A 16,280-nucleotide genomic window follows, 5' to 3' on the forward strand; every position below is an offset into this window, starting at 1 on the left:
CATCATTCTAAAGAGACTGAAACAAAATTGTTTCAGTCTTTTTTTGTTTCAATGCACATATAATTTTAATTTTATATAAATATTGTGAGTGCTATTCTATTTAGAAATAGCGAAACAACTGCTATAATATATGGGTGATTAAAGGAGGCCAATGACATGCAAAGCATAGAAAGTATTATTATCGGCGGAGGCCCATGCGGTTTAAGTGCTGCTATTGAACAAAAAAGAAAGGGTATTGATACATTAGTCATCGAAAAAGGGAATGTTGTAGATGCTATATATAAATATCCAACACACCAAACATTTTTCTCATCTAGTGATAAATTAAGTATCGGTGATATTCCTTTTATAGTCGAAGAAAGTAAACCCCGACGCAATCAAGCACTAGTATATTATAGAGAAGTTGTTAAACATCATCAGTTAAATGTTCATGCATTTGAAGAAGTACTCACTGTTAAAAAAATTGACAATAAGTTCACTATAACAACTACTAAAGATGTTTATGAGTGTAAATTTTTAACTGTTGCAACCGGTTATTATGGTCAACATAATAAGTTAGAGGTTAAAGGGGCAGAACTTCCTAAAGTACAACATTATTTTAAAGAAGCACACCCGTTTTTTAATTTAGATGTTACTGTCATAGGTGGTAAAAATTCTGCTGTTGACGCTGCATTAGAATTAGAAAAAGCAGGTGCAAATGTAACTGTACTATACAGAGGTGATCGATATTCAGCTGCCATTAAACCATGGATATTGCCAAATTTTGAATCATTAGTTAATCATGAAAAAATCACTATGGAGTTCAATGCGAACGTTACTGAAATAACAGAGAATAGCGTGATTTATGAAAAGAACGGTAAAGTTACAGAGATACCTAATGATCATGTATTTGCAATGATAGGGTATCACCCTGATTACGATTTCTTAGAATCTATTGGAATTGAAATTAATACAAATGAATATGGAACTGCTCCAGTTCATAATAAAGAAACTTTTGAGACAAATGTTGAGAATTGCTATATTGCTGGCGTAATTGCTGCAGGTAATGATAATAATGCAATCTTTATTGAAAATGGTAAATATCATGGCGGGATTATTACTCAGAGTATTTTAAGTAAAAAGCAAACACCACTTGAAAGTTAAGGACAGAAGTATAAAACAGCAGTATAGTTAATAAGAGCTGAGAACGACGCAACATTAGTGTCTTCTCAGCTCTTATCATCCTTATGAAGATAAATTAATATGATACCAAAAGATTATTAAGTAGTAACTTCTCAAGCAAATCAAATTAAATCACATTATTTTTCTAAAATCTTGTAATTAATTTTGCTTTTCAAAATAATTTTTTAATTCTACAATATTGAGTTGATTACTTAGGCCAATTAGTAACTTAAGTCTTGCTTTAGGACCATTTAATCCATTTGAAAATATTAAACCATTATTCGCTAATTGAAAGCCACCACCTTCATAGGCATAAACTGGACTTACAATCCCATTAAAAGATCTAGAAACTAACACAATAGGTATATTATTATTTAAACAAGATTGGACACCTTTCAAGCAACTTGGAGGTAAATTTCCTTGCCCTAAAGCTTCAATGACGATACCATCTACGTTTTGTTGCGCATAAAAATTAAATATGTCACTTTCCATACCCATATAAGCTTTTATCAATGGTACTTTCAACTGATAATTTATTATTTCAAATGACTGTTGTTTATAAGGTTGATTATAGAATTGAACATTATCTTTAGTTAATATTCCTAATGGTCCTTGATTTGGACTTTGGAAGGTATTGATGTTAGAAGTATGCGTCTTCGTTACATTTCTAGCAGTATGTATTTCATCATTGAATACGACCATAACGCCTTTGTCATTTGCATCACTAGAAGAGGCTACACGAATTGATGAAATGAAATTATATAATCCATCGGAACCAATCTCATTAGAAGATCTCATTGCACCAGTTATAACAACAGGACATCTAATGTCTAATAATAAATCTAAAAGGTATGCAGTCTCTTCAAGAGTATCAGTACCATGTGTAACTACAAAACCATCATATTTATCTGTCTCATTAGCTTCAATAATTATATTTCTCAACTTCTCGACATTTTGAATTGTTATATGAGGAGACGGAATGTTAAATGGATGAATTTCATCAACATCAGCGTATTGGCCAATAATGTCTCTATGAAGAGATATTGGATTCACATCATTTGTTACTACCTGACTAAATTGGTTTTGGGACATGCTAATTGTGCCACCAGTATGTATAACTAATAATCTTTTCATTTCGTTCCTCCTATTTTTAATTTACATATTTATGATAAAATAATACAAATAAAACAACAAGGAAGGATAAATAATATGGACTTAATAAATATTGCCTTGGATGGTCCTGCAGCTGCAGGTAAAAGTACCATTGCACGACAAGTAGCTAGTAAATTGTCTATGATTTACGTTGATACAGGTGCAATGTACCGTGCGATTACTTATAAATATCTTCAAAATGATAAACCAGAGGATTTTAAAACACTCGTTAATCAAACGACGTTGGAATTAACCTATGACAAAAGTAAAGGACAACGAATTTTATTAGATAATCAAGACGTCACTGATTTTTTAAGAGAAAATGATGTAACTCAAAATGTATCTTATGTTGCTTCTAAAGAACCTGTTAGAACATTTGCAGTTGAAAAGCAGAAAGATCTAGCAGCTAAAAAAGGAATTGTTATGGATGGCCGAGATATTGGCACAGTAGTATTACCAGATGCAGAATTAAAAGTGTTCATGATCGCTTCAGTTGAAGAAAGAGCTGAAAGACGTCAAAAAGAAAACGAACAAAGAGGTATCCCATCAACACTATCGCAATTAAAAAAAGAAATAGAAGAAAGAGATCATTACGATATGAATCGGGACATTTCACCTTTAAAAAAAGCTGATGACGCCGTCACAGTGGATACAACTGGTAAAACGATTGAAGAAGTAACTGAAGAAATAATGACTTTGGTTAACAATATTTAAATAAATAATGACAGCTATTTAGAGTGATTCGTACTTAACTAAGTTTAAAGTGCGAATTATTTTAAATAGCTATTTTTATTCTATATAATTAAAAGTGGTAACTATTAAGCACTTTTTTAATCGTATAACATACATTTAGTTCGTATAAAAATTTTAAATTTTCAAAAGTTATAAATCAGTTAAATTTTCATTTTATAATTTTAATAATTGATAATTTTTTTAAGAACTTATGAAACTAAAGGGGAATTTCTTGACAATTCTACTGGTTTATAAGATGTTATATGTATGTAGTGTATAAGGAGGCAAACAAGATGACTGAAGAATTCAATGAATCAATGATTAATGATATTAAAGAAGGTGACAAAGTCACTGGTGAGGTTCAACAAGTTGAAGACAAACAAGTCGTAGTTCATATTAATGGTGGCAAATTCAATGGAATCATTCCAATTAGCCAGCTTTCAACTCATCATATTGAGAACCCAAGTGAGGTAGTTAAACAAGGTGATGAAATTGAAGCATATGTTACTAAAATCGAAGTTGATGAAGAAAATGACTCAGGTGCGTATATTCTTTCAAAACGTCAACTTGAAACTGAAAAATCATATGAGTATTTACAAGAAAAACTTGATAATGACGAAATAATTGAGGCTAAAGTTACAGAAGTAGTTAAAGGTGGCCTGGTTGTAGATGTAGGTCAACGCGGTTTTGTACCAGCTTCACTAATTTCAACTGATTTCATTGAAGATTTCTCTGTATTCGATGGACAAACTATTCGCATTAAAGTAGAAGAATTAGATCCTGAAAATAATAGAGTCATTTTAAGCCGTAAAGCAGTAGAGCAAGCTGAAAATGATGTAAAAAAAGCTTCTTTATTAGAATCACTTAATGCTGGTGATGTTATTAAAGGTAAAGTCGCTCGTCTAACTAACTTTGGTGCTTTTGTTGATATCGGTGGCGTAGATGGTTTAGTCCACGTTTCTGAATTATCTCATGAACATGTTGATTCTCCAGAAGATGTAGTTTCTGTAGGTCAAGAGGTAGATGTAAAAGTTAAGTCTGTAGAAAAAGATGCTGAACGTATTTCACTTTCTATCAAAGATACTTTACCTACACCATTTGAAAGCATTAAAGGACAATTTCATGAAGATGATGTTATTGAAGGTAAAGTTGCGCGTTTAGCTAACTTCGGTGCTTTCGTTGAAATTGCTCCAGGTGTTCAAGGTTTAGTGCATATTTCAGAAATTGCTCATGAACATATTGGCACACCAGGTGAAAAACTTGAGCCAGGACAACAAGTTAATGCTAAAATTTTAGGTATAGATGAAGAAAATGAACGTATCTCACTTTCAATTAAAGCTACATTACCTAAAGAGGACGTTGTTGAGAGCGATGATGCTACAACTCAATCTTATTTAAGTAATGATTCAAATGAAGACAATCCAACATTAGGTGATGTCTTTGGCGATAAATTTAAAGACTTAAAATTTTAATCTCAAGTTATTATACAAACTCATTCCCAATTAAAGTTTAAGACTTTAATTGGGAATTTTCATTTTCTCACAATTTAATGGATCATAATGGTAATTAAATTATGAAATGTAGCGAGATTTATTGTTTTAAAAACCATATTTTTGCTTAACTTACATACTTAGTTTGAAATAAGTAGGTCATATGATAAAATTATAGAGATTTTAGAAAGAGAGGAAGTTAGCTTATGACGAAACCTATTGTAGCTATTGTAGGTAGGCCTAACGTGGGGAAATCTACAATATTTAATAGAGTAGTAGGTGAACGTGTTTCAATTGTCGAAGACACACCTGGTGTTACACGTGATAGAATATATTCATCAGGCGAATGGTTAACACATGAATTTAATATTATTGATACTGGTGGAATAGAAATAGGAGATGCTCCTTTTCAAACCCAAATAAGAGCACAAGCTGAAATCGCAATTGATGAAGCAGATGTCATTATCTTTATGGTGAATGTACGAGAAGGTTTAACCCAAAGTGATGAAATGGTTGCACAGATGCTATATAAATCTAAAAAGCCTGTTGTATTGGCCGTTAATAAAGTAGATAACCCTGAAATGAGAAATGACATTTTTGACTTTTACTCATTAGGTTTTGGAGATCCATATCCAATATCAGGATCACACGGCTTAGGTTTAGGAGATTTATTAGATGAGGTAGTTAAGCACTTTAATGAAGAAACTGAAGATCCATATGATGAAGATACTATAAAACTCTCAATAATTGGTCGTCCTAATGTAGGAAAATCTAGTTTAGTAAATGCAATTCTTGGTGAAGAACGCGTTATTGTATCAAATGTTGCAGGAACTACTAGAGACGCTGTTGATACTGAATACAGTTTTGATGGACAAGATTATGTTTTAATAGATACAGCAGGTATGCGTAAAAAAGGGAAAGTGTATGAATCAACTGAAAAATATTCAGTACTACGTGCACTTAAAGCAATTGAACGATCTAATGTAGTCTTGATTGTAATCGATGCTGAGGAAGGTATAATCGAGCAAGATAAACGTGTTGCAGGATATGCTCACGAAGAAGGTAAAGCAGTTGTCATTGTAGTGAATAAATGGGACACAGTTGACAAAGATAGTAACACAATGAAGAAATTTGCTGATGATGTCAGAAATCAGTTCCAATTTTTAGATTATGCTCAAATTGCTTTTGTTTCTGCTAAGGAAGGCACTCGTTTACGCACGTTATTCCCATATATTAATGAAGCAAGCGAAAACCATAAAAAACGTGTTCAAAGTTCTACTTTAAATGAAGTTGTCACTGACGCTATATCTATGAATCCTACGCCAACAGATAAAGGCCGTCGTTTAAATGTATTCTATACTACACAAGTAGCTATCGAGCCTCCAACATTTGTTGTATTCGTTAATGATGTCGAACTAATGCATTTTTCTTACAAACGTTACCTTGAAAATCAAATCCGTCATGCATTTGGTTTTGAAGGAACACCTATTCACATCATTCCAAGAAGAAGAAACTAAGAAGGAGATAAAACTATGACTAAAATTACTGTTTTTGGTATGGGAAGTTTTGGTACTGCATTAGCTAATGTATTAGCTGAAAATGGACATACTGTTTTAATGTGGGGAAAAAATGAAGATAGTGTGAAAGAATTAAATGATCACCATCAAAATAAACGCTATCTAAAAGATGTTGTTTTAAATAGTAGTATTAAAGCAACTAGTGATATTAAAGAAGCCGTGAATTTTACTGATATATATTTAATGGCTCTACCAACTAAAGCAATGCGCGAAGTTACTAGTGAAATTGATAATTTAATTGATACTAGGAAAACTTTTATACATGTTGCAAAAGGGATAGAAAATGATACATTCAAACGTGTTTCAGAAATGATTGAAGATTCAATTTCAGAAGAACACAATGGCGGAATCGGTGTTTTATCAGGTCCTAGTCACGCAGAAGAAGTAGTGATTAAACAACCAACTACAGTCGCCGCATCATCAAAAGATGAAAAAGTTAGCAAATTGATTCAAGATTTATTTATGAATGATTATCTACGTGTATACACTAATAATGATTTAGTCGGTGTTGAACTAGGAGGAGCATTAAAAAATATCATTGCAGTTGCAAGTGGTATTGTAGCCGGCATGGGCTATGGTGATAATGCTAAAGCTGCTTTAATGACACGAGGTTTAGCCGAAATAAGCAGATTAGGTGAAAAATTAGGTGCTGATCCAATGACATTTTTAGGTCTTGGTGGTATTGGAGATTTAATTGTTACTTGTACATCAACGCATTCACGTAATTACACTTTAGGATTTAAATTAGGGCAAGGCCAAACGATGGATGAAGCTTTAAATGAAATGAATATGGTAGTAGAAGGGATTTATACTACTAATTCTGTATACCATTTAGCTAAACAACAAAATGTTGATATGCCTATAACTAATGCACTTTACAAGGTTTTATTCGAAGATAATCCGGTTAAAGACAGTGTTAAAGATTTAATGGGAAGAGATAAAAAATCTGAATAAAGTGTAATATTACTCATTATCAAAAATTTTTCGCAGACTTGTACATAAAATACTGATATTTCAGTGTTTTAAGTGCATAAATTATTGCGGTAACATTAATTGTTGTGTTAAAGTCATAGCATAATGATATAAAGATATCATTATCATTCATCTGGAGGTGAACTCGTAATGAATAAAACTGATTTAATTAATGCAGTTGCAGAACAAGCTGATTTAACTAAAAAAGAAGCTGGTTCAGCTGTAGATGCTGTTTTCGAATCAATCCAACAATCACTTTCTAAAGGTGAAAAAGTTCAATTAATTGGTTTCGGAAACTTTGAGGTTCGTGAACGTGCTGCACGTAAAGGACGTAACCCTCAAACAGGTAAAGAAATTGAAATTCCTGCAAGTAAAGTTCCAGCATTTAAAGCTGGTAAAGCATTAAAAGATGCTGTTAAATAATTTACTTAAAAGCCCTATAAAGGGCTTTTTTTTATACATAAATCATTTTAGAGAATTAATGCATATAATTTATTACTATATTATGTATGTTGTTATTCCGTAATAGCTTTTCAATTCAATAAATAAAGTAATTGTAACGTTAAGTCGCTATATTTTATTTTTATTCATATAATGTTAAGATGTATAGTGATAATAACGTGAGGTGTGAACATGGAAAGAACTATAAGCAAATTAAATAGACAAATTAATCAAAAGCTTAAGGGAATTCATGACTATGAAGCTATTAACATAAACTCTAGATTGGGTGAATTATTAGATTGTTATGATATTCCTAAGAATGCTAAACTTGCTTGCCTCACTATCGATACTTCAATGAAACACCTTGATGAAATTACTCAAAATCAAAAGTCAAAGAAATCTATTTTGATTGGTGATTTGCTAAGTGCTCATTTTTATACGTTGTTAGCTGAAATAAATGATCCAACTTTTCAATTAGCAATGAGTAAAGCAATTGTTAAATCTAATGAATTAAAATCATCTTTACATCATCAAGTAATAGAAACTGAAGATATCTATGATGCAATTATTGAAATAGAAACAATCTTCCCATATATAACTTTGTCTCATTTCAGTAAAGAACAAGTAGCCCCTTTAAATTTGTATCAAAAATTAATTCCTGAGGTTGATGATTACTATCCATCTTACCTTAAAATGTATCAAGCCGCTGATGTACATCAGTTTTTAAAAGATATCAATCAAAGTTATATAGAGAAAAGTAGAGGTAATATTAATGACTGAAAATAATGCAAAAAAAGAACAAGTTCATACAGTCTTTCAAAATATTTCAAGTAAATATGATCGTTTAAATAACATAATTAGTTTCGAACAACACAAAGTATGGCGTAAACATGTAATGAAAGATATGCAAGTTAAAGTTGGTAGTAAAGCACTTGATGTTTGTTGTGGTACTGCTGATTGGACAATAGCCTTAAGTAAAGCAGTTGGTGCTCATGGTGAGGTGACGGGTTTAGACTTTAGTGAAAACATGTTAGAAGTTGGTAAAGAAAAAACCAAACATATGAACAATATTCATTTAGTACATGGCGATGCAATGAATTTACCGTTTGAAGATAATTCATTTGATTATGTAACTATTGGTTTCGGTCTACGTAACGTACCTGATTATTTAGTTGCATTAAAAGAAATGAACAGAGTCTTAAAGCCAGGCGGAATGATTGTTTGTCTTGAAACAAGTCAACCAACAATGCCTGTGTTTAAACAAGTTTATAAATTGTACTTTAAATTTGTAATGCCAGTATTTGGTAAATTATTTGCCAAATCAAAAGAAGAATATGAATGGTTACAACAATCTACGTTCGATTTTCCAGATAAGGATAAGTTAAAACAATTGTTTGAACATGCTGGCTTTAATAAAATTAAAATTCGTAGCTTTACAGGTGGCGTTGCTGCAATGCATCTAGGCTATAAACAAAAAAGTTCGACTAAATAAAAGGTGATTAACGTGGCAAAGTTAAACATGAATAGCGAGATAAAAAATGTAGAAAAACGCCTTCAAAAAGCTATTGAAAGCAATGATCCGATATTACGTGAAGCCTCATCACATTTGCTTTCTTCAGGAGGTAAAAGAGTTAGACCGGCATTTGTTATATTAAGTAGTCAATTCGGTCCACAAAAGAAAACAGAAGACACGTATCGCGTCGCAGTTGCATTAGAGTTAATTCATATGGCAACGCTCGTTCATGATGATGTTATAGATAAGAGTGACAAACGACGTGGACGATTAACCATAGTAAAAAAATGGGATGTTACTACTGCAATACTAACTGGAAACTTTCTACTAGCATTAGGACTCGAACATTTATCTGAAATTCGTGACAATCGAATTCATCACATAATTTCAAATTCAATTGTAAATGTAGGACTTGGTGAGTTATTCCAATTTCAAGATCAATTTAATAGCGAACAAAGTATTACTAACTATCTGAGACGTATCAATAGAAAAACAGCTTTATTAATTCAGCTAGCAACTGAAGTAGGAGCAATTACTTCAGAAGCTAATGATGAAACCATTCGAAAACTTAAAATGATAGGTCATTATATTGGTATGAGTTTCCAAATAGTAGATGATATTTTGGATTTCACTAGCACTGAAAAGAAACTTGGCAAACCAGTTGGTAGCGATTTAATGAATGGACATATAACGTTACCAGTTTTACTTGAAATGAAAAAAGATACGTCATTTAAGAAAAAAATTGCTGCTCTAAATCATCAATCTGAATCTCAAGAGTTTAAACCTCTAATTGAACAGATTAGAAATTCTTATAGTATTAAAGAATCAAAAGCAATTAGTGACAAATATTTAGCTAAGGCGCTTAAGTTAATTGATGAACTTGATGAACCCAATGCTCAAAGTCTTTTTATTAAATTAATAAAGAAAATGGGATCACGTAGTGTTTAGAACGGAAAAATATTGAAAGCGCTTTAACAACCTGTTACTATTGAATAGTAGCAGGTTGTTTGTTACACAATATTACTATACATAAATAAACATTTATACTTTAAGTCTTAAATTAATCAGACTTAATTCACAGGGGGATCAATTACGATGGAAAGAACTTTCTTAATGATTAAACCAGATGCAGTACAACGTAATTTAGTGGGAGAAATTATTTCACGTATTGAAAGAAAAGGGTTAAAACTTGTCGGTGCTAAATTAATGACAGTTCCTCAATCTCTAGCTGAAGAACACTATTCCGAACATACTGACAAGCCATTCTATGGTAAATTAGTTTCATTTATTACTTCAGCACCTGTTTTTGCAATGGTTGTCGAAGGTGAAGACGCTGTAGATGTATCAAGACATATTATAGGTAAAACAAATCCTTCTGAAGCTACGCCAGGTTCTATAAGAGGAGATTTAGGTTTAACAGTAGGAAGAAACGTAATTCATGGTTCTGATTCAGTTGAATCAGCACAAAGAGAGATTAATTTATGGTTCAAAGAAGAGGAATTAAGTAGCTACGAAGCACCTAGAGATACTTGGTTATATGAATAGTAAATTGAAATATTTTATTAAGCGTTTACAATTCAAATTGACTTTAGTTGATTGAAATAGGTAATTTCTTAAATTAAGCATATATTCAACATTTTAAAGGTAGGACAATGAATTCAAAATGAATTCTGTCCTACCTTCTTTGTTAATTTGAATATTAAATCACTAATCTATCATTTGATAATTATTAAAATATTCTAATAAATTAAAAAATACTGTAGCACACTAGTTATGTTATAAGGTTGAATGTGATATGATAACACATATCACAATTTAACGTAGTAAAGGGAAAGGAGCGTATTCTCATGAGATATTTAACATCTGGAGAATCACATGGTCCTCAATTAACAGTAATTATTGAAGGTGTGCCTGCTAATTTAGAAATTAAAGCGGAAGATATAAATAAAGAAATGTTTAAACGTCAAGGTGGCTACGGTAGAGGACGTCGTATGCAAATTGAAAAAGATGCAGTAGAGATTGTATCAGGAGTCAGAAATGGATATACACTTGGTAGTCCAATTACGATTGTTGTCACAAATGATGATTTCACACATTGGAGAAATATTATGGGCATTGAGCCTATTTCTGATGAAGAAAGAGATAATATGAAACGTACGATTACAAAACCCCGTCCTGGACACGCAGATTTAATCGGTGGTATGAAATATAATCATAGAGATTTAAGAAATGTTTTAGAACGTTCATCGGCTCGAGAGACAGCAGCACGTGTTGCAGTAGGTGCAGTTTCTAAAATTCTTCTAGAACAATTAGACATTCACATGTATAGTCGTGTTGTTGAAATTGGTGGTATTAAAGATGAAGGTTTATATGATACTGAAACATTCAAACAAAATATTGATAAGAATGACGTACGTGTAATTGATGAAACTATCGCTCAAAAAATGAGAGATAAAATTGATGCTGCTAAAAAAGATGGCGATTCAATTGGTGGTGTTGTTCAAGTTATGGTTGAAAATATGCCTGTTGCAGTCGGTAGTTATGTGCAATATGATCGTAAATTAGATGGTCGTATAGCACAAGGTGTTGTAAGTATTAACGCATTTAAAGGAGTAAGCTTCGGTGAAGGATTCAAAGCTGCTGAAAAACCAGGTAGCGAAATTCAAGACGAAATTTTATATGATAATGAAATTGGATTCTATAGAGGCTCCAATCATTTAGGTGGCTTTGAAGGTGGAATGACAAATGGTATGCCAATTATTGTTAATGGTGTTATGAAGCCAATTCCTACTTTATATAAACCACTTAATTCCGTTGATATTAATACTAAAGAAGACTTCAAAGCCACGATTGAACGTTCTGACAGTTGTGCAGTACCTGCAGCAAGTGTTGTTTGTGAACATGTTGTTGCTTTTGAGGTTGCTAAAGCCATTACAGAAGAGTTTCAATCCAATCATATCGATCAGCTAAAAACCCAAATTGATGAACGAAGACGCCTTAATATTGAATTCTAATAAATTATTAGGTAAGGAACGAGGTATTTCATATGCAATTACAAACAACTTATCCAAATAATAATTATCCAATTATAGTTGAACATAATGCTTTCGAGGAGTTATCTGAATATATACAAGACTATGATAAAGTGTTTCTTATCATTGATGAGTACGTCGATTTTAACTTTAAAACTAAGTTTACACCGTTACTTGAATCAACACATATATATAAGATAATAGTTCCAGCTGGTGAGAAGATGAAGACGTTTGAACATTATCAACAAACGCTAGAACACCTTCTTGAATACAATTTAACACGTAATACTTGTTTAGTTGCGATAGGAGGCGGTGCTACTGGAGATTTCACTGGATTTCTTGCTTCATCTTTATTAAGAGGTGTTGATTTCATACAAGTACCTACAACAATACTTGCCCATGACTCTAGCGTGGGAGGTAAAGTAGGGATTAATTCCATTCACGGTAAAAATTTAATTGGCGCATTTTATAGACCAAAAGCTGTGATATACGATTTAAATTTCTTAGCAACATTGCCTTATGACGAAATACTAAGTGGGTATGCTGAAGTTTATAAGCATGCACTATTAACAGGTCAAGTTGCAGTAGATGACATTGAAAAACACTTCTCCACAAAAGAAAAACTAGAATCTTTGAATGATATAGATCAGTTTATTTTCAAAGGAATTAAAGCTAAACTAAACGTCATCATTAAAGATGAAAAAGAGCACAATATGCGAAAGTATTTAAATTTGGGACATACATTCGGTCATGCCGTTGAGTACAAGACTAAAATACCACATGGTCATGCTGTTATGATTGGAATCATTTACCAATTTATAGTTGCTAATACTTTACTTGATACACAATTCGACATCTCATATTATGCTAAGTATTTAAAGAAACTTCATTATCCAGTTCAAATTGTTCAGCAATTAAACTTTGATGATATGTATCACTATATGCTAACTGATAAGAAAAATAATGGTGAAGGTATTCAAATGGTATTACTTGAAGAACTTGGAAAACCACGAGTATGTCACGTTGAAAAAACTATATTAATAAAAGCATTTAACGATTTACAACTAGTATTAAAGTAGGTGGATTACAGTATGTCAAATGAGCAAATAATAGATATAAAAGGGCCATTAATTGGAGAAATTGAAGTGCCCGGAGACAAGTCAATGACCCATCGAGCGATTATGTTGGCGTCTTTAGCAACTGGTCAATCGACTATATATAAGCCTCTTTTGGGTGAAGATTGTTTACGCACAATAGAAATATTTAAATTATTAGGTGTTAACTTACAGCTTGCTGATGAAAAGATTATAGTTGATTCACCTGGTTATAATAAATTTAAAACACCACATCAAACACTATATACTGGAAATTCTGGTACTACAACCCGATTATTAGCTGGTTTACTAAGTGGGCTCAATCTAAATTGCGTTTTGTCCGGTGATGCTTCAATAGGTAAACGACCTATGGATAGAATAATGAAGCCACTCAGATTAATGGGGGCAAATATTACTGGCATTGACGATAATTTTACACCCTTAATTATTAAACCCGCTTCAATTAATGGTATTACCTATAAAATGGAAGTAGCCAGTGCACAAGTCAAAAGTGCATTATTATTTGCAAGTCTATTTTCTAATGACATTTCTAAAATTACTGAGTTAGATGTAAGTCGAAATCATACTGAAACAATGTTTGAACATTTTAATATTCCGATTAGCATTTCTGGTAAAGAAATTACTACTCAACCAAATGCTATCGAACATATAAAAGCTAAAGATTTTTATGTGCCTGGTGATATCTCTTCAGCAGCATTCTTTATAGTGGCAGCACTTATTACTCCTGGTAGTGATATTACAATTCATAATGTTGGCATCAATCCAACTCGTTCAGGTATTATAGATATCGTTAAACAAATGGAAGGAAATATTGAATGTTTAAATATCACAGATACATCAGAACCTACTGCATCAATCCGTGTTAAATACACACCAAACTTAAAACCTGTTCTTATTGAAGGTGATATAGTTCCAAAAGCTATTGACGAGTTACCAATTATTGCACTATTGTGTACACAAGCAAGTGGTACTAGTATTATTAAAGATGCAGAAGAATTAAAAGTGAAAGAAACTAATCGAATTGATACGACTGCAGACATGCTCGGTTTATTAGGGTTTGAATTGCAACCCACTGATGACGGACTTATTATTCATCCTTCAGAATTTAAAAAGTCAGCAACCGTAGATAGTTTAACAGATCACCGAATAGGGATGATGTTAGCTATTGCATCATTATTAAGTGATGAACCACTGAATATCCGTCAGTTTGATGCAGTAAATGTATCGTTCCCAGGTTTCCTTCCTAAATTAATGCTTTTAGAAAATGAGGGATAAAACAGTATGGAAGATATCTATAAATTAATAGACGATATCAATCTTCAAAAATTAGATAATTTAGATTCTCGTGTAAATGATGCTTTAACTTCTAATAATGACGATGCATTATTTATTCTTGGTGAAACCTTATATAATTTTGGTTTAACACCTCAAGGTCTAGAGGTATTTAGAACTTTATATCATAAATATCCAGATGAAAGTGAATTACTTATATATTTTATTGAAGGTCTAATGTCAGAGAATCAAACTGATGAAGCATTAGAATATTTAAGTCAAGTTGCAATATCAACAGAAAAATTAATGTTAGAGTCTGATTTATATCAGCAAATTAATATGACAGAAGTTGCCATTGATAAATTAATTGAAGCTAGGGAATTAGAGCCAAATGATCCAATCATCCATTTCGCATTAGCTGAGATGCTATATTTTGATGGTCAATATTTGCGCGCTACACGTGAATATGAAGTCGTATTAGATACGGGTGAATACGAAGTAAATGGTATTAATTTATTTGCTCGTATGGCAGATTGTGCATTACAAAGTGGAAACTATAGTGATGCGATTAATCTATATGATGAAATTAATGAAGATGAAATGACTTCTGAAGATTTCTTCAAAAAAGCAATCGCGTATGAAAAAAATGATATCACTCATGAAGCCATTAAAATTACTAAGAACCTTCTATCGAAAGATCCCGATTTTATTCAAGGATATTTCTATTTACAATCACTTTATGAAAATGAAAAAAATTATCCTGATGCCATTGAGACCGGCAAAGAGGGGTTACGTTTAAATCAATTTTATAAAGAATTGATGGTTTCAACAGGAAGTTTAGAAATTGAACATGGTGATGCAAATGAAGGTGTTGAATTACTAAAACAAGCACTTGAAGTGGACAATGCTTATCATGAACCTTTATTAATTTTGAGTGATTTGTTCCGAAATGAAGAAGATTATGAAGCAATCATCGCATTGCTATCATATGTGGATGAAGATGATTTGGACCCTGTATTCATGTGGCATTTAGCTCATGCATTTGGCCAAGAAGAACGTGATAAAGAAGCACAACATTTCTTTGAACTAGCTTATCCTACAATGAAAACTCAAAGCGCTTTCTTAAATGACTATTACTATTATTTAATCGAAATCGGGTATAACGAAAAAGCGAAAACAATATTACAACAATTAATAGAAATAGACCCTAGTAATGAGACATGGCAAGAAGAAGCCAATCGTCTTGATTATTAATGTAGGTGATTCTTTTGACTCAAACACTTACACAAATGAAACAAAGTTATATTGAATATGCTTTGTTTCATTATCATTTTAAATCACGAATTAGCGTGTGGATTTTAAATTATATTAAATCTCATACCGAGTTACTAGAACATGTACATTTTGTAAATCAAAGAATATTTGACCATAAAACGTTAGAACTTGCTTTAACAAATACAGATGCACCAGCAATTAGATTAGTTAAAAATAATCACTTACTCATTAATACAAATGAGATATTCGAATACGTAACAACTCATCATAACGACTTCGATATTCTTATTCATTTTTCGGACCAACACTCGATAGATTTTAGATTCAATGATTTAATTATTCATCAATTAATGTACTCTCCTCAGTACATGGCTTATCTAAACACAATTTATAGTTTACCTCTAGATTCTACAAAAGTGCATTCGCTAGTAGAACACTTACGACATAATATAGATTTAAGCTTACAACTTAATGATCGAGAACAATTTTACCAATTAACACAGATTTTAGAAGTCCTTGAAAACCGATAAAGTCACAAAGGAATTTAA

General features: G+C 31.9%; 16 protein-coding genes. 15 read left to right on the plus strand and 1 reads right to left on the minus strand.

Annotation, left to right across the window (positions count from 1 at the left end):
• The first annotated feature begins 156 nt into the window (after positions 1-156).
• A complete protein-coding gene (gene ypdA / locus HMPREF2715_RS05985) occupies positions 157-1,143 on the plus strand; it encodes a bacillithiol disulfide reductase YpdA (RefSeq protein WP_037537045.1) in 987 nt (328 codons plus the stop codon).
• 177 nt (positions 1,144-1,320) lie between these two features.
• On the opposite strand, the gene HMPREF2715_RS05990 is transcribed toward ypdA, so the two are convergent.
• Entirely contained in the window at positions 1,321-2,295 is a 975-nt protein-coding gene (locus HMPREF2715_RS05990) for an asparaginase (RefSeq protein WP_070581653.1), read from the minus strand.
• A 75-nt stretch (positions 2,296-2,370) separates the two neighbouring features.
• Between HMPREF2715_RS05990 and cmk the strand changes: the two genes are divergently transcribed.
• From cmk to HMPREF2715_RS06060, 14 genes are all read left to right on the plus strand, one after another.
• The gene (cmk, locus tag HMPREF2715_RS05995) at positions 2,371-3,027 is read left to right on the plus strand and encodes a (d)CMP kinase (protein WP_011275729.1); all 657 of its coding nucleotides are present in this window, start codon (positions 2,371-2,373) and stop codon (positions 3,025-3,027) included.
• 311 nt (positions 3,028-3,338) lie between these two features.
• Positions 3,339-4,517 carry a 30S ribosomal protein S1 gene (gene rpsA, locus HMPREF2715_RS06000; protein WP_070442944.1) on the plus strand — a complete coding sequence of 393 codons (1,179 nt, stop codon included), beginning with the start codon at positions 3,339-3,341 and terminating at the stop codon, positions 4,515-4,517.
• 224 nt (positions 4,518-4,741) lie between these two features.
• A complete protein-coding gene (gene der, locus HMPREF2715_RS06005) occupies positions 4,742-6,052 on the plus strand; it encodes a ribosome biogenesis GTPase Der (protein WP_070581655.1) in 1,311 nt (436 codons plus the stop codon).
• Positions 6,053-6,067: 15 nt separating this feature from the next.
• On the plus strand, positions 6,068-7,066 hold the full coding sequence (locus tag HMPREF2715_RS06010) for an NAD(P)H-dependent glycerol-3-phosphate dehydrogenase (RefSeq protein WP_070839634.1): 999 nt from the start codon (positions 6,068-6,070) through the stop codon (positions 7,064-7,066).
• A 168-nt stretch (positions 7,067-7,234) separates the two neighbouring features.
• On the plus strand, positions 7,235-7,507 hold the full coding sequence (locus HMPREF2715_RS06015) for an HU family DNA-binding protein (RefSeq protein ID WP_011275733.1): 273 nt from the start codon (positions 7,235-7,237) through the stop codon (positions 7,505-7,507).
• A gap of 210 nt (positions 7,508-7,717) precedes the next feature.
• Positions 7,718-8,305: a heptaprenyl pyrophosphate synthase subunit A gene (locus HMPREF2715_RS06020; RefSeq protein ID WP_070581657.1), complete on the plus strand. Its 588-nt coding sequence runs from the start codon at positions 7,718-7,720 to the stop codon at positions 8,303-8,305.
• Positions 8,298-9,017 (plus strand): demethylmenaquinone methyltransferase, encoded by a 720-nt coding sequence (locus HMPREF2715_RS06025; protein ID WP_070442953.1) that lies wholly within the window; start codon positions 8,298-8,300, stop codon positions 9,015-9,017. The genes HMPREF2715_RS06020 and HMPREF2715_RS06025 overlap by 8 nt, the downstream gene beginning before the upstream one ends.
• A gap of 12 nt (positions 9,018-9,029) precedes the next feature.
• Complete coding sequence (locus tag HMPREF2715_RS06030; RefSeq protein WP_011275739.1) at positions 9,030-9,986, plus strand: polyprenyl synthetase family protein; 957 nt, start codon at positions 9,030-9,032, stop codon at positions 9,984-9,986.
• 147 nt (positions 9,987-10,133) lie between these two features.
• Positions 10,134-10,583 (plus strand): nucleoside-diphosphate kinase, encoded by a 450-nt coding sequence (gene ndk, locus HMPREF2715_RS06035; protein ID WP_070839637.1) that lies wholly within the window; start codon positions 10,134-10,136, stop codon positions 10,581-10,583.
• A 302-nt stretch (positions 10,584-10,885) separates the two neighbouring features.
• Positions 10,886-12,052, plus strand: coding sequence for a chorismate synthase (aroC, locus tag HMPREF2715_RS06040; protein ID WP_070485458.1), 1,167 nt, complete (start codon positions 10,886-10,888; stop codon positions 12,050-12,052).
• 32 nt (positions 12,053-12,084) lie between these two features.
• Positions 12,085-13,149 (plus strand): 3-dehydroquinate synthase, encoded by a 1,065-nt coding sequence (aroB, locus tag HMPREF2715_RS06045; RefSeq protein WP_070581661.1) that lies wholly within the window; start codon positions 12,085-12,087, stop codon positions 13,147-13,149.
• 12 nt (positions 13,150-13,161) lie between these two features.
• Entirely contained in the window at positions 13,162-14,460 is a 1,299-nt protein-coding gene (gene aroA, locus HMPREF2715_RS06050) for a 3-phosphoshikimate 1-carboxyvinyltransferase (protein WP_070581662.1), read from the plus strand.
• A gap of 6 nt (positions 14,461-14,466) precedes the next feature.
• Positions 14,467-15,711, plus strand: a complete 1,245-nt coding sequence (locus tag HMPREF2715_RS06055; protein ID WP_070839640.1) for a tetratricopeptide repeat protein — start codon at positions 14,467-14,469, stop codon at positions 15,709-15,711.
• 14 nt (positions 15,712-15,725) lie between these two features.
• Entirely contained in the window at positions 15,726-16,262 is a 537-nt protein-coding gene (locus HMPREF2715_RS06060) for a YpiB family protein (RefSeq protein ID WP_070581665.1), read from the plus strand.
• The last annotated feature ends 18 nt before the right edge of the window (positions 16,263-16,280 follow it).

It is taken from the genome of Staphylococcus sp. HMSC062A01, from assembly GCF_001836805.1.
Lineage (GTDB): Bacteria > Bacillota > Bacilli > Staphylococcales > Staphylococcaceae > Staphylococcus > Staphylococcus haemolyticus.

Bases quoted from the DNA above. Each gene is read 5' to 3' on its own strand.
- ypdA (WP_037537045.1), top strand. From the start codon at position 157: ATGCAAAGCATAGAAAGTATTATTATCGGCGGAGGCCCATGCGGTTTA.
- HMPREF2715_RS05990 (WP_070581653.1), bottom strand. From the start codon at position 2,295: ATGAAAAGATTATTAGTTATACATACTGGTGGCACAATTAGCATGTCC.
- cmk (WP_011275729.1), top strand. From the start codon at position 2,371: ATGGACTTAATAAATATTGCCTTGGATGGTCCTGCAGCTGCAGGTAAA.
- rpsA (WP_070442944.1), top strand. From the start codon at position 3,339: ATGACTGAAGAATTCAATGAATCAATGATTAATGATATTAAAGAAGGT.
- der (WP_070581655.1), top strand. From the start codon at position 4,742: ATGACGAAACCTATTGTAGCTATTGTAGGTAGGCCTAACGTGGGGAAA.
- HMPREF2715_RS06010 (WP_070839634.1), top strand. From the start codon at position 6,068: ATGACTAAAATTACTGTTTTTGGTATGGGAAGTTTTGGTACTGCATTA.
- HMPREF2715_RS06015 (WP_011275733.1), top strand. From the start codon at position 7,235: ATGAATAAAACTGATTTAATTAATGCAGTTGCAGAACAAGCTGATTTA.
- HMPREF2715_RS06020 (WP_070581657.1), top strand. From the start codon at position 7,718: ATGGAAAGAACTATAAGCAAATTAAATAGACAAATTAATCAAAAGCTT.
- HMPREF2715_RS06025 (WP_070442953.1), top strand. From the start codon at position 8,298: ATGACTGAAAATAATGCAAAAAAAGAACAAGTTCATACAGTCTTTCAA.
- ndk (WP_070839637.1), top strand. From the start codon at position 10,134: ATGGAAAGAACTTTCTTAATGATTAAACCAGATGCAGTACAACGTAAT.
- aroC (WP_070485458.1), top strand. From the start codon at position 10,886: ATGAGATATTTAACATCTGGAGAATCACATGGTCCTCAATTAACAGTA.
- aroB (WP_070581661.1), top strand. From the start codon at position 12,085: ATGCAATTACAAACAACTTATCCAAATAATAATTATCCAATTATAGTT.
- aroA (WP_070581662.1), top strand. From the start codon at position 13,162: ATGTCAAATGAGCAAATAATAGATATAAAAGGGCCATTAATTGGAGAA.
- HMPREF2715_RS06055 (WP_070839640.1), top strand. From the start codon at position 14,467: ATGGAAGATATCTATAAATTAATAGACGATATCAATCTTCAAAAATTA.